This window comes from Gemmatimonadales bacterium, from assembly GCA_030697825.1.
In the GTDB taxonomy this organism is placed as follows: Bacteria; Gemmatimonadota; Gemmatimonadetes; order Gemmatimonadales; family JACORV01; genus JACORV01.
The window spans coordinates 1-22978 of record JAUYOW010000024.1 but is presented as its reverse complement, the minus strand read 5'-3'; the positions used below and the strand labels follow the sequence as shown (position 1 = coordinate 22978).

Sequence of the window (22978 nt, the reverse complement as noted above, 5' to 3'; positions counted from 1 at the left end):
CGGCGCGCGAGGCGCGCGACGTCGGCATCAACTGGGTGTTGGCGCCCGTCGTGGACCTCGACATCGAGCCGGCGAACCCGATCGTCCAGACCCGCAGTTTCAGCGACGACCCTGAGCGGGTCGGCGCGCTGGCGAGTGCGTGGATCGAATCATGCCAGGCCGAAGGGGCGCTCGCGTGCGCCAAGCACTTCCCCGGCCACGGCCGCACCACCAGCGACTCGCACGCGGAGCTGCCCGTGGTCGCGGCGGACCGGGCGAGCCTCGAGGCGGACCTGGGTCCGTTCCGCGATGCGATCGCCGCGGGCGTGGCGAGCGTGATGACCGCACACGTCGCGTATCCGGCCTTGGACCCGTCGGGCGTGCCCGCCACGTACTCGGCCCGCATCCTGACCGAACTGCTGCGCCGCGAGCTGGGGTACGACGGACTCGTCGTCACCGACGCGCTCATCATGAAGGGCGCGCTCCAGCAGACCACGGAGGCCGAAGGCGCCGTGCGTGCGCTCGCCGCGGGGTGTGACCTGCTGCTCTACCCGAAGGACGTAGCCGGGGTCGTCGCGGCGATCGACGCGGCGATCGATGCCGGGACGCTGCCGGCGTCGCGCCTGACGGAAGCCGTCGCCCGGCGGCGGGCCGCGGCCGGTCGCGCGCGTTCGGCTACCGGCTCCGACGCGAAACCGCCCGCGCCGTCGCCGATGGCGAGGGACTCGCTCCTGGTGCTGCGCGGCGCCGTGCAGCGGCTGCGGGGCCCGGTGAGCGTTCACGTCGTGGACGACGACATCGGTCTCCCGGTCCCGCTGCCGCCACGCTCCGCGTTCACCAACGCCCTGAAGGAGCGCGGCATCGAGATCGGTCCCGGCGGCGAGCGCGTCGTCATCCTGTTCGCCGATGTGAAGGCGGGGAAGAAGAGCGGGGTGCTGAAGCCGTTCATCGTCCACCAGCTCGAGGCCCACCTCGCGACCCCCGCGACGGTGGTGCTCTTCGGCCATCCGCGGCACGCCTCCAGGATCCCCGGCGAGCAGCCGGTCCTCTGCGCTTGGAGCGGTGACGAGGTGATGCAGCGCGCGGCGGCGCACTTCCTTCTGGACGCCTGATCCGCTGGACTTCTCAGGGTGAGCGCTATCGACTGGGTCGTCGTCGCCGGGTACCTCGGCGGTACCCTGTGGCTCGGATTGTGGCTCGCCCGGCGCGGCTCGAAGAGCCTGGCCGAGTACTTCGTCGGCGGGCGGGGGATCCCATGGTGGCTCGCGGGCGCCTCGATGGCCGCCACCACGTTCAACGTGGATACGCCGCTCTACGTGGCGGGTCTGGTGGCGCGGCGCGGCATCGCGGGGAACTGGGAGTGGTGGAGCTTCGCGTTCGCGCACGTGCTCATGGCCGTGGTGCTCGCCCGGCTATGGCGGCGCGCGGAGGTGATGACCGACGCCGAGCTCATCGAGCTGCGCTACGCGGGCCGGCCCGCCGCCGTGCTCCGCGCCACCCGCGCGTTCTTCTTCGGCATCCCGCTCAACTGCATCGCGATCGGCTACGGCATGCTGGCGATGCGGAAGGTGCTGGTCGCGCTCGACGTGGTGAGCGTCTTCGACCTGCCCGGCGATCCGCAACTCTGGGCCGTGGTGTTCATCGTCGTGCTCACGCTGGTGTACGCCGGCGCGGCCGGGCTTTGGGGCGTGGTGACGACGGACTTCCTCCAACTGGTGCTGGCGCTGGTGGGCGCGTTCCTCGTGGCCGGCTACGCGCTGCACGAGGTCGGTGGCCTCGGCGGGCTGCGGGCGCAGCTCGTCGCGGCGGGGCGCGCGGACGCGCTGCGCATCGTGCCGAGACCGGGTGACCTGGCGCTCCCGTTCGGCACCTTCCTCGCCTACCTGACGATCCAGTGGTGGTCGTACCGGCTCGCCGACGGCGGCGGGATGTTCGTGCAGCGTCTCTCGAGCGTGCGGAACGAACGCGAGGCGGAACGGGCCGCGGGGTTCTTCAACATCCTGAATTACGTGGTGCGCACCTGGCCGTGGGTCATCGTCGCGCTCGCCGCCATCGTCGTCCTCCCCCAGCTGGACGACCCCGAGTTGGCCTATCCACTCATGATGCTGAAGTACCTGCCGGCGGGCGTGCTCGGCCTGGTGTTCGCGTCGCTGCTCGCCGCATTCATGTCCACCGTCTCGACCCAGGTCAATTGGGGCGCTTCCTACGCGGTGCGCGACCTGTATCAGCGCTTCGTTGCCCCGGATGCGGACCAGCGCCGGCTCGTCATGGTGGGCCGCGTCGCCGCGGTGGCCATAACCGTGATCGCCGCCCTGGCCAGTTTCTTCATGTCCGACGTCGGCAAGGTGTTCCGGTTCATGATCCTGTTCGGGAACGGAACGGGCACCGTGCTGCTGCTGCGCTGGTTCTGGTGGCGGGTCAACGCGTGGGCGGAGTGGACGGCGCTGGTGATGGGCACGACGATCGCGGTGCTGTTGGCGGCGGTGCCGGACCTGGCGGAGCTGGCGTTCGGCGTGAAGCTCGCGATCACCGCGTTCGGCACCATGGCCGTATGGGTGCCGGTCATGCTGCTGACCGCGCCGGAGCGTCCGGAGACACTCGACGCGTTCTACCGCCGCGCGCGGCCGGGCGGACCGGGATGGGGGCTGGTGCGGGCGAGGGTCGGCGCCGAGCCGGCGTCGGCGCTGGGACGCGATCTCGCCGAGGCGGCCGCGGTGTTGATGCAGGTCATGGGACTGATGCTGGCGATCGGAGGGATCGTCGTGGGTTCGGCGGGTTGGATGGCCGGAGGCGGGGCGGCAGCGGTGCTAGGATGGGTCCTCAAGAAGTCAGTTGGAAGGCGTCCGTAGAGTTGCAGAGTTGCAGAGTTACAGCGGTTTCCAGCGTACAGGTGGCGGGGGACAGTGCCCTTGCGGACGATCGCTGTCCCCCTTCCTGTCCCCTGCCTCCTTCCGCCTGTCAGCCGCTGCAACTTTGCAACCCTGCAACTCTACCGCCAACTGACGCCTGATTACCTGGCGCTCACCAGATCAGCCCCATCCCCACCCCGAACACCACCCCCGGCCTCTCACTTCCACTGATGCTCGCGGCCGAAAGATCGATATTCACTCCTAGGAACTGGATGCCGGTCCCGCCCGACAGTATCAGCGACTTGAAATCCGTCGCCACGCCCGCCCGCAGCGGCAGCACGTGCAGCAGCCGGTACTCGGCGCCGCCGGAGATCTGTCGCTGGGGTTGGCGGTCGAGCCCCTCGGAGAGCCGCAGCTGCCCGCCGGCTGCGAGGGACAGCATCCCGCGACGGTAGGCGATTCCCACCCTGAGGAGCCGCGCGAAGCTCGCGTCCTCGAGGAGGGAGTCGCGGAACGCGCGCGCGATGGGGTCGGCGTTGATCTCAGCCTCGGTCTGGAGCGTGGTCCGGATCAGCGTGTCCTGAACGCCGCCGCCCGCGGTCTGCACGACCTGGAAGGTGGCGCGCTCGTAAGCGAAACGCGAAGCGTCCCACGTCATGCTGCCGACCGCGTTCACCAGCACCGCCGACAAGGTGAGCCGGCTCCCGCCGAGCTGGAGCACGCCGCCCACGTCCACGCCGTAGCCGGAGCCCGGCGTCCCCTCGCCGCTCAGTAGGTCGCCGGGGCCCTGGGGGTCGAAGTCGCTCGCGTAGTTCGTGTAGATGGCGTGGCCCGCCGCGTTAACGGTGAAGGCCGGGTTGACGCCGAAGCTGCTGGACGTCTCGGCGGCGCGGGCGAGCGCGTGGCCGATCACCTTCTTGTACGTCACTCCGAGCGAGAGTCGTCCCGCGGGAAGGCTGAAGGAGTGCGCCACGCTGCCGGCCACCGTCGTTGCCGCCCAGCCCCGCGCGCGGGAGCCGCGCGCCGTGAAGAACTCGGAAGGCCCGCTTCGCGCGGCGTTGCCGTACAGGGCCAGCTCCACGGCATCGCGGCCGACCGAGAAGTCGAAGTCCCCGGTCGTGCCCGCGGCGAAAGCGAACGGGCCGATTGAGATCCCGAACGGCGAGATGCCGGTGATGCCCCGCACCGTGAGCACGGAATCGTCCAGCCCGATCTGGTCCAGCAGGTACTGCTTGTCCGTGTCACTCAGCAAGTGGTTCGCGTTCTTCTTGAAGTCGCCCCAGTTGTACGTGTTGCTGCCGACCTCGAGGCTGAGGTGCGGCAGGCCGATGCTCAGGCCGGGCCGGCCGTTGGCGGACAGCATCGCCGGGTTCCAGGCCACGGTCTCGTAGCCGCGGGCGAGCGAGGTGTAAGCCCCGCCCATCGCGAGGGCGCGCGGCGAGGGGTCGGGGAGCTGGGCGCTGAGCGCCGCCGGCGCGAGGAGGCCGGCCAGGACGAGCGATGTGCGTCGCATGGCTTCCTCCTAGCGGGTGGAGACGCCGATCCGCGCGATCAGGGCGAGCCTGATGCCGATCGAGTCCGTGGCGGTGATGATGAGCGTGCCAGGCCCGGGGTACGTCGCCCGGCCGCGGACCTGGATGAACAGCGGGTCCTGTGCCGCCGCGACGGTCTGGATCATGCCGAGGCCGGCGGCGTTCACGACCAGCGTGTCCTCGACGCGCGTGTCGCTTGTCAGGAGGGTCATGGGGAAGACGATCGTCGAGGCGGCGCCGTTGGTGAGGTTGGCGAGGCTCGACGCCACGAAGAGCGTGTCGAGAGCCGAGATCGCCACCGACTTGGCCAGCGTCATGACGAGCAAGGCCGAATCCAGGTCCCGCTGCAGGATGGCGCCGATGGAGGCGTCGAGCTTCTGCGGCTGCGCGGGGAAGCTCACGTTGGCGCTGGTGCCCGCCGGTACAACCGGGGGGAACGGGCCCAGGAGCTCGATCTTCCGCGAGGCCAGCGGGACGTACCAGTCGGCGTCCCACCTGGGGGCGAACGGCACGTCGTTGCACGCGGCCGCGGCGAAGGCGGCGAGCGCGCCCGCGACGAGCGCGGGTCGGACAGTGAGTCTCATGGGAACCTCCTCAGGAGGGAAGCAGCGGCCGGGCGCGCCGGATGGGCAGGCCGCGGATGATCCGCCCGCCGATGCCGCCGAACTCCACGCCGATCACTCGGCCGTTGCGATCGAAGATGGGGCTGCCGCTCGCGCCTTGCCCGCTGTAGGCATCGAGCTCGAGCATCGAGTCGGGGAGGACGCGGCTCACGCTGCCGGTCACGAGCTTGGCGCGCGGTACGGCGCCCGGCTCGCCGCCGCCGCCGGGGAAGCCGACCAGGGCGACGGGCGCCCCCTCGGCTACGTCCCCCGCGCCGTCCGCGAGCCCCGCCACCGCGGGGAATGGGCCCCGCGACTCGAGCTGGATCACCGCGAGGTCGGCGTCGGGGGCGACCCGCACCAGACGCGCGGGCAGCACCTCAGCGGACCCGGAGAACTGGATGGCGATGTCGCGCGGGCGTTCGCCCGCCTCGTTCATCACCACGTGGCGGTTGGTGATCATCACGCCGCTCGTCGAGACCGAGAACGCCGTCCCCTGGTCCATCTGCATCGTGTCGGCGAAGCGGACGTATATGACGGCGATGGCGCTCTGGTTCGCGCGCATGATAGCGTTGTAGTCCACGCCCTGCGCCGCGGTGATGTTGGTCTGTCGCGTGCGCGCGCTGTCGAACCGCTGCTGGAGCACCCGCCGGCGGGACGGGTCGGTCTCGCGCCCGAGGTCCCGCCGCAGGCGGGCCACCAGGGAATCGGCGTCGGCCTTCGCGGTGAGCAGTGTCTGGATCTGGCCGCGCAGCGCGGAGATCGTCGTGTCGGACGCGGCCATCTGCTGCTGCGCCGTCCGGCCCTGCCAGAGCAGGATCGCCGCCGCACCGACCATCACGATGAAGAGCACGATCGTCATCGCCCGGACGCGCAAGGCCTGGGCGCGGACTTCGGCGCGCAGAACCGACGTCTTCGACGGCCCGGAGGGCGGTGCAGCCCCCTGCGGTGCGTCGGTCGCGGGGCTGTGGCTGGCCGGGGGTGGCGGGGGTGGTGCGACCGCGGGGTCGCGCGTCTCGCGCGGGGCCGGCGCCGGCGCGTGCACCGCGGCCATTATCACTTCCTCCTGCTCGCGCTGCACGTTGAACTCGACCTCGGGGCCGTGCACACCGAAGCGCAGCTTGTCACCGTCGACCAGGGTGCGGTCGCCCTCGATCTTCTCGCCGTTCACGAAAGTCCCGTTGCGGCTGCCGAGGTCGCGCAGGAGGTACGAGTCGCCGGTCCTGACGATCGCCGCGTGGCGGGTGGAGGCGTCGAGGTCCTTCTCGGCGTCGAAGCGGACGTCGGAGAGCGGGTGCCTGCCGATGCCGATGTACGACTTGTCGAAGACGTCGTGCTGCCCGGCGCGGGCCCCCGAGACTATGCGGATCTCGCACTTCACGATACGAACCGCTGCTCAGCGCCGCCGGCGATCAGAACGGCCACCACTTCTTCTTTTGCGGGGCAGGCTGCGGCGGCGCGACCGCCTCCGTCCTGCGCGCGCTGGAGTCGGTCTCAGGCTGGTAGATCGGCACCGGCTCGGTCGTGGACTCGGTGTCGAGGAGCGGGTAGACCTGATGGCCCACCGGCTCGTTGCCGTCCGTGTCGGGGAGCGCCTCGCCGCCGAATCTTGCGACGATGCACGTGATGTTGTCCGGGCCTCCACGGGTGTTCGCCAGGTCGATGAGCTCCTTGCAGATCGCGACCAGCTCGGTGTTCTGGGTCACGATCCGCAGGATGTCGTCGTTCTTCACCAGGCCCGACAGCCCGTCGGAGCACATCACCAGCAGGTCGCCCTTGCGGAGGTCCTGACGGGTCAGGTCCACCTTCACGTGCGGGTCGGGGCCGAGGGCCTGGAGGATGATGTTGCGCCGCTCGCTGACGGCGGCCTCCTCCTCGGTGAGCTCGCCGGCGTCGACCAGCCGCTGCATCAACGACTGGTCCTTGGTGATCTGCGTGATCTTGCCGTGACGGATGAGGTAACCGCGGCTGTCGCCGATCTGGGTGAGGTAGAGCGCGCCCTGATAGACGCCGGCGGCGGTGGTCGTCGTCCCCATGCCGCGGTGCTCGATGTGGGTCTTGGCGAACTCGTGGATGTTCTGGTTGGCCAACTCGACCGCTTCCTTCAGCCGGTAGGCGAAGCGCTGCTCGGTGTTCTCCTGGTCACTACCCCACTCCGCGACCATATGGTTGTAGACCGTGTCGATGGCCATGTCGCTGGCGATCTCACCCGCGGCAGCGCCGCCCATTCCGTCCGCGACGATGAAGAGCGAGCCACGCGGCCCGACCTCGTGCTCCCGCACCTCGGGCTGGAGCGAGGCGTTACGCCGCGACAGGTCCGCGACGAGGAAGCTGTCCTCGTTGTGGTCCCGCGCCTGGCCGACGTCGGTCCGGCCGAACACTTCGACCTTCACCGGAGCGTCGCTCACGGATTGACCCCCAGCCGGTTCAGGATATCGAGGACGGACGCGTTGTTGGGGTCGTAGCGAAGCGAGTTTCGGTACCAATTGATCATCTGATCGTTGTTGCCTTGTTCACCGAAGGTGTTGGCGATAGTGCGCGCGGCGCGTGCCTTCTGGGAGCCGCTTGCGGCCGCTGACGTCCAAATGAACGTGCCGGTCCGCCGTGCGGCGTCCCAGCTCTGGGCGTCCACGAGATCGTCCATCTGCCGCAGCGAATCGGCGATGGACACTGCCCCCGGCGCCGGCGGCGGGTTGGCGCGGCCCGCGGTATCCGGCCGGGGTGGGTTGTTCACCCCGCCTGAATCGGGCCGGGGCCGCGGCGGGTTGTTCGGAATGGGCCGCCCGACCGTCGGCGTCGTGTTCGGGTTCGCGGCTGCCACCTGGAGCGAGTTCGGATGCTGCGTCTGCGCAGAGTCGGTCACATTGTCGCCCCTACCTCGGCCCATCGCCAGGACCGCCACCGCGCCCAGCACCGCCACCCCGCCCACTCCGCCCAAGACCGGCACCAGCGGGAACTTCTTCGCGGGCGCCGGAGCGGCCGCGGCCGCCGCGGGGGCCACCTTCTTCTTGGCGGCTACGTTCTTGGTCAGCTCCTCGACGTGGTCCTCGGTCATCAGCTGCGTCGCGACGTTCGCTGGCGCGACATCCACCCGAGTCGAAGGCACCGCCAGCCCCGCGACCGCCTCCATCGTGTCGCGCCCGAACTCGGCGGCGCTCTGGTAACGCTCCGAGGGCGACCGCGCGAGCGCCTTGTCGAGGACGGCCTGCATCGTGTCCGGGAAGACGATGTCGGGACGCGAGTCCACCAGCGGCGTCGGGTCGTCGGTGAGTCGCTTGATCATCGTCTCCTGCGCACTGTCGGCCTGGAACGGCAGCACGCCGGTCAACATACGGTAAAGCACGAGCCCCAGCGAGTAAATGTCGCTCCGCCCGTCGAGCTTGTCGCCGGAGAGCTGCTCGGGGCTCATGTATTCGGGCGTGCCTACCACCAGACCCGTCTTGGTGACCTTCTGGCCGGTCTCGTCCCCCGCCATCGCCTTCGCGATGCCGAAGTCCACGACTTTCACGATGTCCGTGCCGTCGCGGCCCTCGACGATCATGATGTTGTCGGGCTTGAGGTCGCGGTGGACGATGCTGAGGTCGTGTGCGGCCTGGAGCGCATCGGCCGCCTGCTTGAGTATCGCGGCGGCGCGCGCCGGCGGGAGGGCGCCCTCGCGGTCGACCAGGTCGGTGAGCGCGCACCCCTCGATGAACTCCATCGCGAGGTAGATCAGCCCGTCGCTCGTCTCGCCGAAGTCGTAGATCTGGCAGACGTTGGCGTGCGAGATGCGGCTGGCGTTGGCGGCCTCGCGGTTGAAGCGGCTCACCGCGTCGGGGTCGTGCACCATCGCCTGGGTCATCACCTTGATGGCGCTCTTGCGCCCCATCTTCACGTGCTCGCCGAGGTACACGGCACCCATGCCGCCCTCGCCGAGTTTCTTGGTGATGTGGTAGCGGTCGGCGACGACCTGCCCCACGAGGTCCGCGGACGCGCTCTTCGCCCGCAAGGTCTGCCCGTCGTTCGGACAGAACTTGACGTTGTCCGGGAAATCGCGTCCGCAGACCGGACAGGTCTTCACGTCATCTCCACCATCATCAGCTTGTCACCCACCAGGAGCTTGGAGTTCTTCCTGAGTTGGACGTCGCCCCGCGCCGCGACCGCCACGCCGTTGCGGCTGCCCGCGTCGGCCAGCACGAAGTCCGCGTCTTCGGAGCGGATCACCGCGTGCGCGCCGCTCATGGAAGGGTCGTACCCGAACGGCCAGTCACCGCGGTCGCGCCCGAGCGCCACGTCACGCCCCGGCGAGAGATGGAACACGTCGCGCACGCTCCCGTCCGAGCGCAGCTGCCCCACCGACGCGATGTCAGCGCTCGGAACCAGAGAGCCCATCCGCCGGGTGGCGTCCGCGTCCGGCGGGTGCGGGCCGGGATAGCCGAGCCGCCGGAACCGCAGCAGCTGCGAGCCGATCAGGATCAGGTCGCCGTCGACCAGCTTGTGCGGCCCCTCGAGGAAGATCCAGGTTCCGTTCCGAGACCCCAAGTCGCGGACCGACAGCTTGCCGTCCTTCCACAGCACCAGGGCGTGGATCGGCGAGATGTACGCGTCGTCCGGGAAGGTGAGGTCCGCCCCGGCGCGCCCGATCGTCGTCTCCTCGCCAACCAGCGCGAACTTGGTTCCCTTGGTGCCATCTTCCGCCACCAGCACCAGCTGCACCGGCGGCTTGGGAGCGGTCTTCTGCGCGGAGAAGAGGGCGGTCGATTCGTGCGGCACGGACGCCGCCGCGCCCGCGCCGAGCGAGCTCGCGCAGTTGGGGCAGAACTTGTAGTCGGCGCTGGTGATCTCCGCGCCGCACTTGGGGCAGGGAGTAGCGGACGTAGCCACGGCTGCCGCCTCCAGTTTGGCGCCACAATAGGCGCAAAAGGGCATCGTGATGTCCACCGCATGCCCGCAGGAACTGCACTTCACCCCTGATGCGTCGCTCGCGCCGCCGGCATCATAGACGCGCGTAGCGGGCATGCCGCTGCTTCCGGCCGGCGCGCCGACTGCCATCGCCGAAACGGAGAGCGGCTTTCCACAATCCATGCAGAACCGCGAGTCGGACTCGTTCTTCCGGCCGCAGTGCGCGCAGGTAGTCACAAGTAAGAAAGCCCCCGCAAGTCGTTCGCAGCGGTTCGGTTGGCCAATATACGGGCTGATTCAGGGGGAGGTCAACTGAGCCAAATTGACGGTGGAACGCAAGTTGGTGTACGTTGCGCGCTCGATGACACATTTCCGGCTCGCAACCTTTCTGGCCGCCGTCCTTGGGTTCGGAATCGGCCTCGGGGATCTGGAGGCCCAGCTCCGGCCGAGCCGGCGGACCGCGCCGCTCCCCACTATTCCGCCGGTTGACGGGCCCCTGGATCTCCGGGTCGTCTACCCAGCCGCGGGGACCCAGGTCACCGCGCGCGACAGCACTTTCCTCTTCGGGTCCACCGGCAGCGGGCGCGCCAGCCTGACGATCGACGGCCGGCCCGTGCCCGTCGCGCCGAATGGCGCGTTCCTCGCCTGGCTCCCCCTTCCCGATGATACCGCGGCCACGCTCCACCTGGTGGCGCGACGCGGCGGGGACAGCGTCGAGCTCGGTCACCGCCTCCGGCTTCCGCGCCGCTTCGCGCCGCCGGCGGCGGGCGCGTGGCTGGATCGCGGCTCGATCGAGCCGCGTGGCAACCGCTGGGCCGAGCTTGGCGAGCCGGTTCGGGTATCGGTTCGCGCCGCGCCGGGAGCCCAGGTCGCGCTGCGGCTTCCCGGCGGGCGCCGGGTGCCGCTCGCGCCCGACACCGGGCTTTCGGTGGAGTACGGGCCGTTCGATGTACGGCCATCCCGGCGCGCCGAACGCACGCTGACCCGCTACGTCGGCGTCTTCCCCGCGCTGGCGCTGGGCGGCGCGCTGCCGGCGGTGACGTCGGCAGCTCCGCTCCCTTCCGCGCCCGACACGGCCTCGGCCGCCTGGGTCGTCGTCGCGGTCGGGGCCGACACGGCGCGCGCGCCGCTCCCGCTCCGCCTCGCTGTGGTGGATCCCGCGCAACGCCCGGTGGTCGTGCTCGACGACGACACGGCACACACCGGCGCCACGCGCGGCGCGGCGATCGGCATGCCGATGCCGGCCGGGACGTACGACTGGTTCTTCCGCAACGGGACGATCGCCGCGGTGAGCGGCCGAGTGAACGAGTTCGTGCGGGTGCCCCTCTCGCGCATCGCGTCGGCATGGGTGTTCCTCGCCGAGGTCGCCGGTACGCTGCCCGCGGGGACGCCGCCGCCGTGGAGCCGGGTGGGCCTGGTGCGGCTCACGCCTGGTGACTCGAGTGTCGTGGCTCGGGTCACCCTCGGGGCGCGGATCCCCTTCCGCGTAGACGAGGAAGACCGCCGCGTCACCCTGCGCCTCTACGGCGCGCAGTCGGACCTCGACTGGCTCCAGTACGGCGGCACCGATCCGCTGGTGACGCGGATGACGTGGTCGCAGGCGACGGAGGACGAAGTCACGGTGAGCTTCGAGCTTTCGGCCCGCGTCTTCGGTTACCGCGCCCGGTGGGAAGGGAACGACCTGATCCTCGAGATAAGGCGGCCGCCGGCCATCGACCGCGCGCATCCGCTGCGGGGCCGCACCATCGCCGTGGACCCCGGTCATCCACCGCTCGGCGCCACCGGTCCCACCGGCCTCAGGGAGGCGGACGCGAACCTCGCGGTCGGGCTGGCGCTGACACGGATGCTGGAGGAAGCGGGCGCCCGGGTCGTCATCGTTCGCACGACCGACACGGCGATCGGCCTGTACGAGCGGACGACGATGGCCGAGCGGGCCAATGCCGACGTGCTCGTCTCGATCCACAACAACGCGTTCCCGGACGGAGTGAACCCGTTCGAGAACCACGGCACCAGCGCGTACTACTTCCAGCCGCGCGCGTCTCGGCTCGCCTTTCTCGTCCAGGACGCGATGGTCCACGAGATGGGGCTCAGGAACCTCGGCATCGGCCGCGGCGATCTCGCGCTGGTGCGGCCGACGTGGATGCCGGCGGTCCTCACCGAGGGTGCCTTCCTCATGATTCCCGAGCAGGAGAACGCGCTGCGGACGGCAGGCTTCCAGGACGCGTACGCGCGGGGCGTCGCGCTCGGCATCGAAGCGTACTTGCGGGAACTGGCGACTCCGGAGCGATGAAGAAGGGCCGGGCCGCGTTCCGGGTCATGCTCGCCCTGGCGCTGCCGTGCGCGCTGTCCGCGCAGGCGCATCCCGGCGGGCGCTGGTGGACGCTCGAGACCGCGCACTTCCGCGTGCACGTGCGCCCGGACCAGCGAGAGCTGGGCCGGCGCGCGGCGGGCGAAGCGGAAGCCGCGTACGCAGCGCTCGCGGCGGAGCTGCCCAGCCCGCGCGGCCGCATCGACCTCGTCGTCGCCGACCACGTGGATGAGGCCAACGGTGTCGCTAGAACCTACCCGACGCCGGTGATCGTCGTGTACGCCTACCCGCCCGCCGGAGACCTCGAGCTGGGCAGCTACGACCGCTGGCTGCGGCTCGTCATCACCCACGAGCTGGCGCACATCTTCCATCTCGACCTGGCGCGCGGGTGGTGGCGCGTCGCGCGCAGCGTCTTCGGCCGGGCGCCGGGGCTCTTCCCCAACGAGTACGCGCCGACCTGGCTGATCGAGGGGCTCGCGGTCTACTACGAGTCGCGGCTCACCCGCGCGGGTCGGCTCCGCGGAAGCTTTCACGCCGGGGTGGTGACGGCCGCGGCGGCCGAGGGGCGCGGCATGCCGATCGACGCGGCCGGCGGGCTGTCGCCGCGGTGGCCCGGCGGAATCCGGCCCTATGCCTTCGGCTCGCGGTTCCTGGGCGCGCTCGCGGCGGAGCGCGGCGACAGCGCAGTGCCGCGGCTGGTGCGAGAGACCGCGGGTCAACTGGCGCCGTACCTCTTCCTCAACGGCGCGCTGACGAGGGCCGCCGGGATCTCGTTCACGCAGGCGTGGCGTGGGTGGCAGGACTCGGTGGTTGCCGCGGCGACCGTGTCGGGGTCTCCCGCGCGACAGCGGGCGCCGTGCGTGCCGTCCGGCGGCCGGAGCGCGGCAGGCCCGGCACGCGAGCCTCCTTGCGGTTCGCGGACCGCAGTCCAGCCCCGCGTCTCACCCGACGGCCGGCGCATCCTCCTCGCCTACGCCGATGGCCGTGACGCGGTGCGGCTCGCCGTGTTCGAGCGCGGGACCGGGTCGCTCCGGAAGATCGCGCGACTCAACGGTACCGGCAGCGTGGCCTGGAGCGGGGACCGCGGCACGATCGTCTCGCAGCTCGAGTTCACCGACCCCTACACGATACGCAACGATCTCTGGAGCGTGGGCCTCGACGGCCGCGAGCGCCGGCTTACCCACGGCGAACGGCTCAGCGACCCGGACGTCGGGCCGGACGGCACGATCGTCGCGGTGCGCGCGGTACCGGGCGGCAACGAGCTGGTGCGCCGGGACTCGGCGGGCCTCCACGCCGTAGCGCGAAACACCGAGGGCGTCGAGTGGGCCGGCCCGCGGTTCTCGCCCGACGGACGAACCATCGCGGCCACTCGCGTCGTGAACGGCCGGCACGACATCGTGCTCCTCTCGCTCGCCGGTGACGTGCTCATCGACGTCACGCGCGATCCCACGATGGACCGCGACCCCGCGTTCAGCCCCGATGGAAGGTGGCTCTTCTGGTCGCGAGAGGTGCGCGGCGTGCCGCAGATCGTCGGCGTCGCGCTCGATGCCGGCGGCTCCCGGCGCATCTTCACCGGCGCGTCGTTCGGAGCGTACGCCCCGGCGGCGGCCGCGGACTCGCTCTTCTATCTGGCGTACCATCAGGACGGTTTCCGGCTCGAGTCCGTCGCTCGTAGCGACAGCGGCCTCGCGCCGCTCCCGCCCGATTCCTCGATGGGTGCCGAGGGGGCGGCGGTCGCGATGGTCCCGCTTTCGGAAGCGTCCTCGCACCCGTATCGGCCCTGGCCATCCGTGCTCCCGCACTTCTGGTCGCCAATCGGGGAAGCGCAGACCGGCGGCCCGGGCTTCTACGGTGCGTTCACCGCCGGCGGCGACGCCCTCGGCAGACACCGGTATGCCGCAGATCTCGCGCTGGGGACCGGCAAGGCCTCAGGAACGTGGCGCGGGAGCCTCTTCTATCAGTACGCCGGCTTCACGCGCGCCATCCTCGATGCCTCGTACACGCGCGACCAGCTCCAGTTTTCCTTCAGGTCGAATCCGGGCGTGCTGCTGTGCTGCCTCGCTGACGAGTCCGCCGAGGCCGGCATCACGGTACGGCAGCGCCGGTGGCGCACCGCCTACGCCGCCCGCCTCGGCGCGGAATACGATCGCATCGGTACGGACGAGTACCGCGGGATCGTCTTGAGCGCGGCCGCCTCGCACACTTTCCAGCCCGCGCTGGCCATCTCGACTCAGGAAGGGTGGAGGCTCTCAGCCACGCTGCGCCGCCAGGAACTCGTCGGCACTTCGCTCGGCCACACCGAGCACTTCGTCCGCGCGTCGGCTTTCACGTCGTTCGAGGGCGGCGGGTTCGCACGGCACGTGCTCGCGGTTCGCGGTGCGGTCGGCGTGATCACCGGCAACGACAACGTCGCCTATGGCGTGGGAGGCCTCTCCGGCGGCACGGTCGAGCTACTCCCAGGCGTGACGATCGGAAGCGGGTCGAGGAATTTCCCCGTGCGCGGATTCGCGCCGGCGTCAGAGATCGGCCGGAAGGTGGGATCGCTCAGCGTCGAGGTCCGCTCGCCGTTGGCGCTGGTCGGCCGCGGTTACGGACTGTGGCCGGCCACGCTGGATCGCGTCTCGATGGTGGTCTTTGCGGACGCGGGCGGTACGATCGCGCCCGGCAGCTGCGCCGACACCGCGCCCAGTGGTGGTGGTGGCGGCGCGACGTCCGAGTGCTTCATTATCGGCTCGGTCGGCCTCGAGCTCGTCACGGATCTCGGCATCGCGTACGACTTTCCCGTGCGCTTTCGCTTCGGCTCCGCCCTGCGCTCGGATGGGGGCGGCGCGGCGTACTTCGCGGTGGGCTCGGGGTTCTGACGGATCGAACCGGCGCGCATGCGTCGGGGTACATTGATTGACATGCCCATCGTGAATCGGGCCGGAACGCTCCTGTCATTCGCTCTGCTGCTCGCGCCGGGCACGTCGCCCGCCCAGGAGCCGGGCGGGCGGGCGGCCCTCGACTCCATACGCGCATCGTTCTCGGCGCGCGGCGATTCGACGGCGCTACTCGCGCTGGAACGCCAGCGCATCGCCTTCGCCCGCCAGCACCGCGACGATCCCATGATCCATCTCGAGCTCGGGTTCCTCGCCTTCCGGCTGGGCGAGCTCACCGGCGCGAACCGGCACTACGACGAGGCGGCATCCGAGTTCGAGTGGGCGGCCGAGTTGCGGCCGAGTTGGCCGTACGCGTGGTACTGGCTTGGCGTGACGGAGCTCTCGATAGTGGAGTCGGGAGTCATCCCGCTCGCGAACATCCGCGAGGTGCTCGGACTCGATCCGCTGTCCAAGGCGGCGCGGGCCTTTGCGCGAGCGCTTCAGGCGGACCCGGGGTTCAGCTCGGCGCTGGTGGACCTGTCCTCCACCGCGCTCAGGCAGCGCATATCGCCGCGGCTGACCGTGGCGCAGCGGGCCCTGCGCGAGGCCTCCGCCACGCCCGCCGGCCGCGTGCCCGCGGTGCTGCTGATGCGCGGCCGGGTCGAGCGGCAACTTGGCGAGCACGACTCGGCGCTGGTAGCGCTCCGCGGCTTCCTGGACGCGGGCGGCGATCCGGGAGTGGGAGGCATCGAGATCTCCCGTTCGCTGGCGGCGCTGGGCCGTCGCGATTCCGCGGTGGGCGCGTACGCCCGCGCGGGACGCGCCCCGGTGAGCGACTCGGCCAGGCGCGAGTTCCGGCGCGACCTGGGGTGGATCGCCACGCCCGGGGAGCTGGCCTCGTTCGACGGGCTGGCCCCGGACTCGGTGGGCCCGTGGCTCGGCGGGTTCTGGGATCGGCGGGACCTGTCCGACGGCCGCCGCCCCGGCGAGCGGCTGCTCGAGCAGTTCCGTCGCGGTCGGTACGTTCGCACGCACTTCCTGCTCGTTTCGCGGCGCCGGAGCAACGACATCACCGTCGCGTACCGCGACACGACGCAGCAGGAGTTTGACGACCGCGGCGTGATATACCTCCGCCACGGCGAGCCCGACGGGAGGGCCCAGTACTCCGACGCGCAGGTCGAGCCTAACGAGAGCTGGCTCTACCGCCGGCTGCCGCCCGAGCGCGACGTCGTCTTCCATTTCGTGGCGCGCGGCGACGTGCAGGACTACCGGCTCGTCGAAAGCCTCTTCGACGTGTACGGATTCAGCACCGCCATCGCGATCCAGACGCGGAGCGACCTCCCAACGGCGGTGATCTACGAGCTGCTCAACTCCCGGGCCGCGCTGTCGCCGCGGTACGAGAAGATGGCGCGCCTCTCGTCGGTCGGCCGCGGGCCGCTGATGGCCCAGGAGCGGGCCGAAGGCCGCAGGGCAGTGTACCTGGGCGTGCGCACCGACTCCTACGCGATGCGCTTCGGCGAGGACCTGAGGCCGGTCGTCTCCTCGTTCGCCGTGGCCGACGCGTCGCTCGCGACCGAGCTGCACGTGGTCTTCGCCATCCCCGCCGGGCGGCTCCATTCGGTTGGGACGACCTCCGGCGCGCCCGCCTACCCGCTCGCGCTGCGGCTCATGGTCTACGACAGCTCGATGCGCGCCGTGGCTACGATCGATACGGTGCGCGTGTTCCGCAGCGCGCAGCCGCTGCCCGAAGGGAGCTTCCTCACCGAGCAGCTGGTCGTCCGGGTGCCGGCGGGCAGCTACCGCTACCACCTCGTGATCGCCGAGCCGCAAGCCGACGCCGGTGCGCTCGTCAGCGCGCGCGCGGTGGAGGTGCCGCGCGTGGGCCCCGGTTTCGCGGCGAGCGACCTGGTGATCGGACGTGAGGGCAGCGGGCTCGTCTGGCGGCGTCCCGAGGGCGAGGTCCCCCTGAACCCGCTCCAGCGTTTCCCGAGGGACGGCACGGCGTCGCTCTACTACGAGCTGTACGGGCTCCCGCAGGGCGCGAGCGTCGGTACTCGAGTGATCGTGGCCTCCCGGGGCGGCCGCTCGGTCTTCCGCAGGATCTTCGGCGGTGGCGGGGGCGCGAACCTCGCCTACACGACCGTCACCGACGCTCCTCAGCGGGCGCGGGTGCAGCAGCGGCTCGACCTCAGCGGCTTCCCGCCCGGCCGCTACACCCTCACCCTCGAGTTGGAGGACCCGGCCTCGGGCCGCCGCGTGGTACGGCGGCAGCCCCTGGAAATCGGAAGCGCCCGCGTGCCTTGACACCTTCTCCGGCAGCGGCCTAAGTTCCCCCCGTTCCAGACGTTATCCTCCGTACTCCCGAGCGTCCATGTTCTGCTCCCGCTGCGGCACCGAAGTCCAGGTATCGAGTCGGTTCTGTCCGACGTGCGGGCTGGATCTCACGACGCTCACGGGCGCGGGGCAGGCGACGGCAGCCATGGCCGCGGCGCCGCCGCAGCCCGATGAGGCGGACCTCGTCCGCGAAGCGCTGAAGGAGGAATACGAGCTGGAGAAGGAGCTGGGCCGGGGCGGCATGGCGGTGGTGTTCAAGGCGCGCGACAAGCAGCTCGAGCGCGAGGTCGCGATCAAGGTCCTGCCGTTCTCGCTCTCGTTCGACGCGGAGTTCGTCGAGCGATTCCAGCGCGAGGCGCGCACCGCCGGCAAGCTCGAGCACCCCAACATCATCCCGATCTATCGCGTCGGCAAATCCGGCCGCGTGATCTACTTCGTGATGAAGTTCATCCGCGGCAAGTCCCTCTCGGCGGTGATCGAAGCGCGCGGCGCGATGCCGGTGCCGGAGATCAAGCGCGTGCTGATCGAGTGCACCCGCGCCCTCGGCTACGCTCACAAGCACGGCATCGTGCACCGTGACATCAAGCCCGACAACATCATGTTCGACGAGCAAGGGCAGGCCATCGTAACCGACTTCGGCATCGCCAAGGCGCAGTCGGGCGCCAAGCTCACCGGCACCGGTATGTCCATCGGTACGCCGCACTACATGAGCCCCGAGCAGGCGCGCGCCCAGAACCTCGACGGGCGCAGCGACATGTACTCTCTAGGCGTGGTCGCTTACCAATGCCTCACCGGACACGTGCCGTTCGACGGCGAAGACAGTTTCTCCATCGGCTACAAGCACATCATGGAGGAGCTGCCCACCCCGCCGCTCGACACCGCCGACCAGCGCGGCCTCTTCCCCGTCATCCAGCGGATGATGGCGAAGAAACCGGAAGACCGGTACCAGAGCGCCGAGGAGCTGGTCCAGGCGCTGGAGGGCGCGGGTGGCGCCGCCGGCGTGATGTCGGTGGCCGACATGTCCACCTTGCCGACCCGGGCCATCGAGCCGGTGAAGGCACCCGCGAAGCCGTCCGCGATCGCTTCGGCCGCGACGACGCCACTGCCGCGCGCCTCGGCCTCGATGGGCAAACCCAAGGATGTCGTCGCCGCCGAAGTCGCGAAAGCCGCGGCCGCCAAAGCCGCGGCGCAACGGAAGAGCAAGGTGCCGATCTACGCCGCCGCGAGCTTCGGCGTCGTGGCACTCGGGCTGGCGGGCTACTACTTCGGCGTCATGAGGCCGGCGCAGAACGGCGTCGCCGCTGATACCGCCGCTCAGCCTCCGGTTGTCGCACTCGCGCCAGTGTCCCCGGCGGGCGCCGACTCATCCAGGCTCCCCGGCACCGCCGCGACGCGGCCGGGCGTGGCCGTGCCGCCCGCCTCGACTACCCGAAACCCCGACACCAGCGTCCGCACGCCGCCCGTCCGCAGGCCGCCCGTCACCCCCAGCGCGCCATCAGCGACGCTGCCCGCGGCCGGCCAGGGCACCCTGACGCTGCGCAACGTGCCGAGCGGCGCTCAGGTGAGGATCGACCGTCAGCCCACGACGGGCACCCAGATCAAGCTGCCGGTGGGCCGGCACACCGTGGAGATCGAGGCGCAGGGCTTCCGGCCGTATAGCGTGAGGGTGGACATCGCGCTGAATCAGACCAAGGTTCAGAACGTCGTCCTGGTTGCGGCCGGCGGCACGGCGACGCCCACCACGCCGGCCGCGCCACCTGCGCCGGCGGCGCCGGGCGTGAACTGCGAAGCGACCAGCAGCGTGTCGAATCCTGGCAAGGCGTGCTACGACAACCGGCCGGTGCCTAGGGGCGCGCCGCAGATCACGATCCCGGACGGCTGCCCGAGCGGCACCACGGCCGCGACCATACTGTTGCGCGTCAGCGCCGACGGCCAGGTGGTCGGCACGCCGACCGCCACCCAGCGCGGGAGCTGCCCGGCCTTCGCGCTCGCGGCGGCAGCCTACGCCCAGGACCTGAGCTTCCAGCCGGCCACGAAGAACAACGCGCCCGTCGCGGCCTGGACCACGATCCTCATCCGCCCCGCCCCACGGCAGTAATCCACCCGTCGGCTTTCATCGCGCCGAGCGCCGACGTGCTCGGCGACGTGCGACTGGGCGCCGAGTCCAGCGTCTGGTACCAGTGCGTCCTCCGCGCGGACCTGGCGCCCATCACCATCGGCGACCGCACCAACATCCAGGACCTCACGATGGTCCACGTTGACGAGGGCGTGCCGTGCACCATCGGCGCCGACGTCGGAGTCGGCCACCGCGCCATCCTTCACGGATGCACCGTCGAGGACCACTGCCTGATCGGGATGGGCGCCATCCTCCTCAACCACGTGCACGTGGGCACCGGATCCGTGGTGGCGGCCGGCGCCGTGGTGAAGGAAGGGATGAAGATCGCGCCGGGATCGCTGGTGATAGGCGTGCCGGCGCGGGTGATCAAGCCGGTGGACGCGGCACTGCGCGAGCGGATCGCCGCCACTGTCGCCCACTACGTCGCGCTGGCGCGACTCCACCGCGAGGGTAAGGTCCCGCCCATCCCCAGATGAGCAGGTTTGTGATGCGGATAACCGGAATCGCTGGCGCCCGCACGACCTTTTAGGGGTGTTGCCCGGAACGCTCCCCGCTCCTACTTTGACCCCTCGCCGAATAGCCCCGCCGGTCATCGTAAGATCGCCAACCAGTTTAGATTAGGTTGCATCGGCCGGGTTTAGTCCCGAAGACCCTGTTGTTGCCGGAGTATCGAGCCATGGCTTCATCCGCATCCGACCGCGGCCGCGCTTTGCGGCTCAGCGCCAATGCCATCACGGTGCTCGAGCGCCGCTACCTGGTGAAGGACTACACCGGGAAGCCGGCCGAGAAGCCCGAGGACCTCTTCTGGCGGGTGGCGCGCACCATCGCCTCGCCCGACCGGACCTATGGCGCGTCGGAGGGCGCGGTGGAAGCGGTAGCCGAGGAGTTCTTCCGGGTGATGGCGGAGCGGAAGTGGATGCCGAACAGCCCCACCCTGATGAACGCCGGCCGTCCGCTCGGCCAGCTCTCGGCGTGCTTCGTGCTTCCCGTGGAAGACGCGCTCTCCAACGGCAGCAGCGGCATCTACGACACCCTGCGGGCGATGGCCCTGGTGCACCAGTCGGGCGGCGGGACGGGCTTCTCCTTCTCGCGCCTCCGTCCCAAGAACGACGTGGTGCGCTCCACGATGGGCGTGGCCTCGGGGCCGGTCTCCTTCATGTCGCTCTACGATGCCTCGACCGACGTGGTGAAGCAGGGCGGGACCCGGCGCGGCGCCAACATGGGCATCCTCCGGGTGGACCATCCCGACATCCTGGACTTCATCACCTGCAAGAACGACACGTCCAAGATCACCAACTTCAACATCTCGGTCGCCGTCACCGACGAGTTCATGGACGCGCTGGCGGCCGGGAAGCCCTACGACCTCCTCCACCCGCGCACCCGCAAGGTGGTGGGGAAGCTGGACGCGCGTGAGGTGTTCCAGAAGATCGTGCACGGCGCGTGGAAGACCGGCGAGCCGGGCGTCTTCTTCGTGGACAAGGCCAACCGCTACAACCCGGTCCCGCACCTGGGCGCGTACGAGGCCACCAACCCGTGCGGCGAGCAGCCGCTGCTCCCGTACGACGTCTGCAACCTCGGGTCGATCAACGTCGGCGAGTTCGTGAAGGACGGGAAGTTGGACTGGGACGGGCTGCGCCAGACCATCCACCTCTGCACCCACTTCCTGGACAACGTCATCGACGCGAACAAGTACCCGCTGCCCGAGATAGACGACCTCGCCAAGCGGATCCGCCGCGTCGGCCTGGGCGTGATGGGCTGGGCCGACCTGCTGGTGCGCCTCGGCATCCCGTACAATTCCGAGGAGGGCGTCGAGTTCGGCCGGAAGCTTCAGTACTTCCTGGACGAGGAGTCGAAGGTCGAATCGGAGCGCCTGGCCGAGCAGCGCGGGGTGTTCGCGGAGTGGGAGCGGAGCATCTGGGGTCCGGACGAGACCTGCGCGCGCGACGCCGCGGGCGAGCGCATCCGCCCGATGCGGAAGCTCCGGAACTGCAACCTCACCACCGTGGCGCCGACCGGCACGATCTCGATCCTGGCCGGCTGTTCGAGCGGCATCGAGCCGCTCTTCGCGGTGGCGTTCCTCCGCAACCAGGCGGGCGTCCTCATGCCGGACGTGAACGAGGACTTCGTCGGGTACGCCAGGAAGGGCGGCTGGTACTCCGACGCGCTGATGAAGCGCATCGCCGAGGAAGGGCACATCCATTTCCCGGAGGTGCCGGACGAAGTGCAGCGCGTCTTCGTGACGGCTCACGACGTCTCGCCGGCGTGGCACATCCACATGCAGGCCGCGTTCCAGGACTACACCGACTCGGCCATCAGCAAGACCTGCAACTTCGCCGAGTCGGCCACCGAGGAGGACGTCCGGCGGATCTACGAGCTGGCCTACGCGCTGAATTGCAAGGGCGTGACGGTCTACCGCGACAACAGCCGGCCGATGCAGGTGTTGAGCACGGGGAGCACGGCGAAGAAGGTCGAGGCGAATGGCGCGACCTTCGGGGAGCGGGGAGCGGGGAGCGGTACCGGGGAGCCGGGAGCCGGGAGCCGTACCATTGGCGACGCGAGGCCGGCTACGGACGTTGAACGCGACTTGGCCGAGGCCAGGGGCCAGATCGCGGAGCTGGAGTCGGAGATGCAGCGGCTGCGGAGACAGCTCCATGATTCCGAGGCGGAGAACGCGCAGCGGAGGCAGAAGCGCTCGCGGCCGGACTTGCTGCGCGGGATGACGCGGCGGATCGAGTCCCCGCTCGGCACCGCGTACGTCACCATCACGGAGGACGACCGCGGCCAGCCGTTCGAGGTGTTCATCTCCCTGGGCAAGGCCGGCGCGCCGCTGATGGCGGACGTGGAGGCGATGGGCCGGCTGATCTCACTGGCGCTGCGTTCCGGCATTCCGATGGCCGAGATCCACCGTCAGCTGCGCGGCATCAGCAGCGACAAGGTGATCGGTCTGGGGCCCAACAAGGTAATGAGCGTGCCGGACGCGATCGGCATCGCGATCGAGAAGTGGATGCAGGAGAAGCACGAGGGGGTGCAGCAGGACCTGCTCGCGCCCGCGCCGCGCCAGGAAACCGTGGTCCGGCCGATCACCAGCGCTCCCTCGATGCACGGCGCGCAGCCGCAGCCCTCGGCGCACCCGAACGAACCCCACATGCTGGGCGCGTGCCCGGACTGCGGGAGCCAGCTGGAGTACGCGGAAGGGTGCGTGAAGTGTCACGTGTGCGGGTTCAGCGAGTGCGGGTGATGTAGCAGGTTGCGTAGAGGTTAGGTTAGTTGTAAGTCAATCGGCCTCCGGTGACGCTCCGGGGGCCGAGTCGCTTTGAGCAACCGGGAAGATAGGTAACGAAGTTTACCGGGAGGATAGGTAACACTTCGTTAGGGTGTGGGGAGGTTAGCAAGGGTCAATCCCGGATGATCATGTCGCGTTCGTCGACCTTGGCCAGGAGCACCGTCCCGAAGTAGATCGACCAGATCCCATCGTCGGTTTCTTCAAGGCCGATGTGGTACTGCTTCAGGGCATTCGCG

At 70.1% G+C, this 22978-nt stretch carries 14 protein-coding genes; 8 read left to right on the top strand and 6 right to left on the bottom strand.

Annotation, left to right across the window (positions count from 1 at the left end; translation table 11 throughout):
- Both Q8Q85_01115 and Q8Q85_01110 read left to right on the top strand, forming a co-directional pair.
- On the top strand, nt 1–1091 hold a 1091-nt coding region (locus Q8Q85_01115), incomplete at its 5' end, for a glycoside hydrolase family 3 N-terminal domain-containing protein (GenBank protein MDP3772847.1).
- Nucleotides 1092–1109: 18 nt separating this feature from the next.
- Nucleotides 1110–2828, top strand: a complete 1719-nt coding sequence (locus tag Q8Q85_01110) for a sodium:solute symporter family protein (protein ID MDP3772846.1) — start codon at nt 1110–1112, stop codon at nt 2826–2828.
- 172 nt (nt 2829–3000) lie between these two features.
- Here the strand turns inward: Q8Q85_01110 and Q8Q85_01105 are convergent, their stop codons facing one another.
- Genes Q8Q85_01105 through Q8Q85_01080 form a run of 6 tightly spaced genes read right to left on the bottom strand, consistent with a single transcriptional unit; the run spans nt 3001 to nt 9960 of the window.
- Nucleotides 3001–4341: a DUF5723 family protein gene (locus tag Q8Q85_01105; GenBank protein MDP3772845.1), complete on the bottom strand. Its 1341-nt coding sequence runs from the start codon at nt 4339–4341 to the stop codon at nt 3001–3003.
- 9 nt (nt 4342–4350) lie between these two features.
- A complete protein-coding gene (locus Q8Q85_01100) occupies nt 4351–4944 on the bottom strand; it encodes a hypothetical protein (protein MDP3772844.1) in 594 nt (197 codons plus the stop codon).
- Nucleotides 4945–4954: 10 nt separating this feature from the next.
- Complete coding sequence (locus tag Q8Q85_01095) at nt 4955–6343, bottom strand: trypsin-like peptidase domain-containing protein (protein MDP3772843.1); 1389 nt, start codon at nt 6341–6343, stop codon at nt 4955–4957.
- Nucleotides 6344–6374: 31 nt separating this feature from the next.
- Entirely contained in the window at nt 6375–7370 is a 996-nt protein-coding gene (locus Q8Q85_01090) for a Stp1/IreP family PP2C-type Ser/Thr phosphatase (GenBank protein ID MDP3772842.1), read from the bottom strand.
- Nucleotides 7367–9022, bottom strand: a complete 1656-nt coding sequence (locus Q8Q85_01085) for a protein kinase (GenBank protein MDP3772841.1) — start codon at nt 9020–9022, stop codon at nt 7367–7369. Before Q8Q85_01085 ends, Q8Q85_01090 begins: the two co-directional genes overlap by 4 nt.
- Nucleotides 9019–9960: an FHA domain-containing protein gene (locus tag Q8Q85_01080; GenBank protein ID MDP3772840.1), complete on the bottom strand. Its 942-nt coding sequence runs from the start codon at nt 9958–9960 to the stop codon at nt 9019–9021. The genes Q8Q85_01085 and Q8Q85_01080 overlap by 4 nt, the downstream gene beginning before the upstream one ends.
- Before the next feature lie 211 nt (nt 9961–10171).
- Here Q8Q85_01080 and Q8Q85_01075 point away from each other — a divergent pair, with 211 nt between their 5' ends.
- The 6 genes from Q8Q85_01075 to Q8Q85_01050 all read left to right on the top strand — a co-directional run bounded on the left by Q8Q85_01075 (nt 10172) and on the right by Q8Q85_01050 (nt 22697).
- The gene (locus Q8Q85_01075; protein MDP3772839.1) at nt 10172–12133 is read left to right on the top strand and encodes an N-acetylmuramoyl-L-alanine amidase; all 1962 of its coding nucleotides are present in this window, start codon (nt 10172–10174) and stop codon (nt 12131–12133) included.
- Nucleotides 12130–15012, top strand: coding sequence for a hypothetical protein (locus tag Q8Q85_01070; GenBank protein MDP3772838.1), 2883 nt, complete (start codon nt 12130–12132; stop codon nt 15010–15012). The genes Q8Q85_01075 and Q8Q85_01070 overlap by 4 nt, the downstream gene beginning before the upstream one ends.
- Before the next feature lie 42 nt (nt 15013–15054).
- Nucleotides 15055–17313 (top strand): hypothetical protein, encoded by a 2259-nt coding sequence (locus tag Q8Q85_01065; GenBank protein MDP3772837.1) that lies wholly within the window; start codon nt 15055–15057, stop codon nt 17311–17313.
- Between the two features lie 67 nt (nt 17314–17380).
- A complete protein-coding gene (locus Q8Q85_01060) occupies nt 17381–19441 on the top strand; it encodes a protein kinase (GenBank protein ID MDP3772836.1) in 2061 nt (686 codons plus the stop codon).
- Between the two features lie 35 nt (nt 19442–19476).
- On the top strand, nt 19477–19935 hold the full coding sequence (locus Q8Q85_01055) for a gamma carbonic anhydrase family protein (protein ID MDP3772835.1): 459 nt from the start codon (nt 19477–19479) through the stop codon (nt 19933–19935).
- Nucleotides 19936–20135: 200 nt separating this feature from the next.
- On the top strand, nt 20136–22697 hold the full coding sequence (locus Q8Q85_01050; GenBank protein ID MDP3772834.1) for a vitamin B12-dependent ribonucleotide reductase: 2562 nt from the start codon (nt 20136–20138) through the stop codon (nt 22695–22697).
- Nucleotides 22698–22978: the final 281 nt, after the last annotated feature.

Bases quoted from the DNA above. Each gene is read 5' to 3' on its own strand.
- Q8Q85_01105 (MDP3772845.1), bottom strand. From the start codon at position 4,341: ATGCGACGCACATCGCTCGTCCTGGCCGGCCTCCTCGCGCCGGCGGCG.
- Q8Q85_01100 (MDP3772844.1), bottom strand. From the start codon at position 4,944: ATGAGACTCACTGTCCGACCCGCGCTCGTCGCGGGCGCGCTCGCCGCC.
- Q8Q85_01080 (MDP3772840.1), bottom strand. From the start codon at position 9,960: ATGCCCGCTACGCGCGTCTATGATGCCGGCGGCGCGAGCGACGCATCA.
- Q8Q85_01070 (MDP3772838.1), top strand. From the start codon at position 12,130: ATGAAGAAGGGCCGGGCCGCGTTCCGGGTCATGCTCGCCCTGGCGCTG.
- Q8Q85_01065 (MDP3772837.1), top strand. From the start codon at position 15,055: ATGCCCATCGTGAATCGGGCCGGAACGCTCCTGTCATTCGCTCTGCTG.
- Q8Q85_01060 (MDP3772836.1), top strand. From the start codon at position 17,381: ATGTTCTGCTCCCGCTGCGGCACCGAAGTCCAGGTATCGAGTCGGTTC.
- Q8Q85_01050 (MDP3772834.1), top strand. From the start codon at position 20,136: ATGGCTTCATCCGCATCCGACCGCGGCCGCGCTTTGCGGCTCAGCGCC.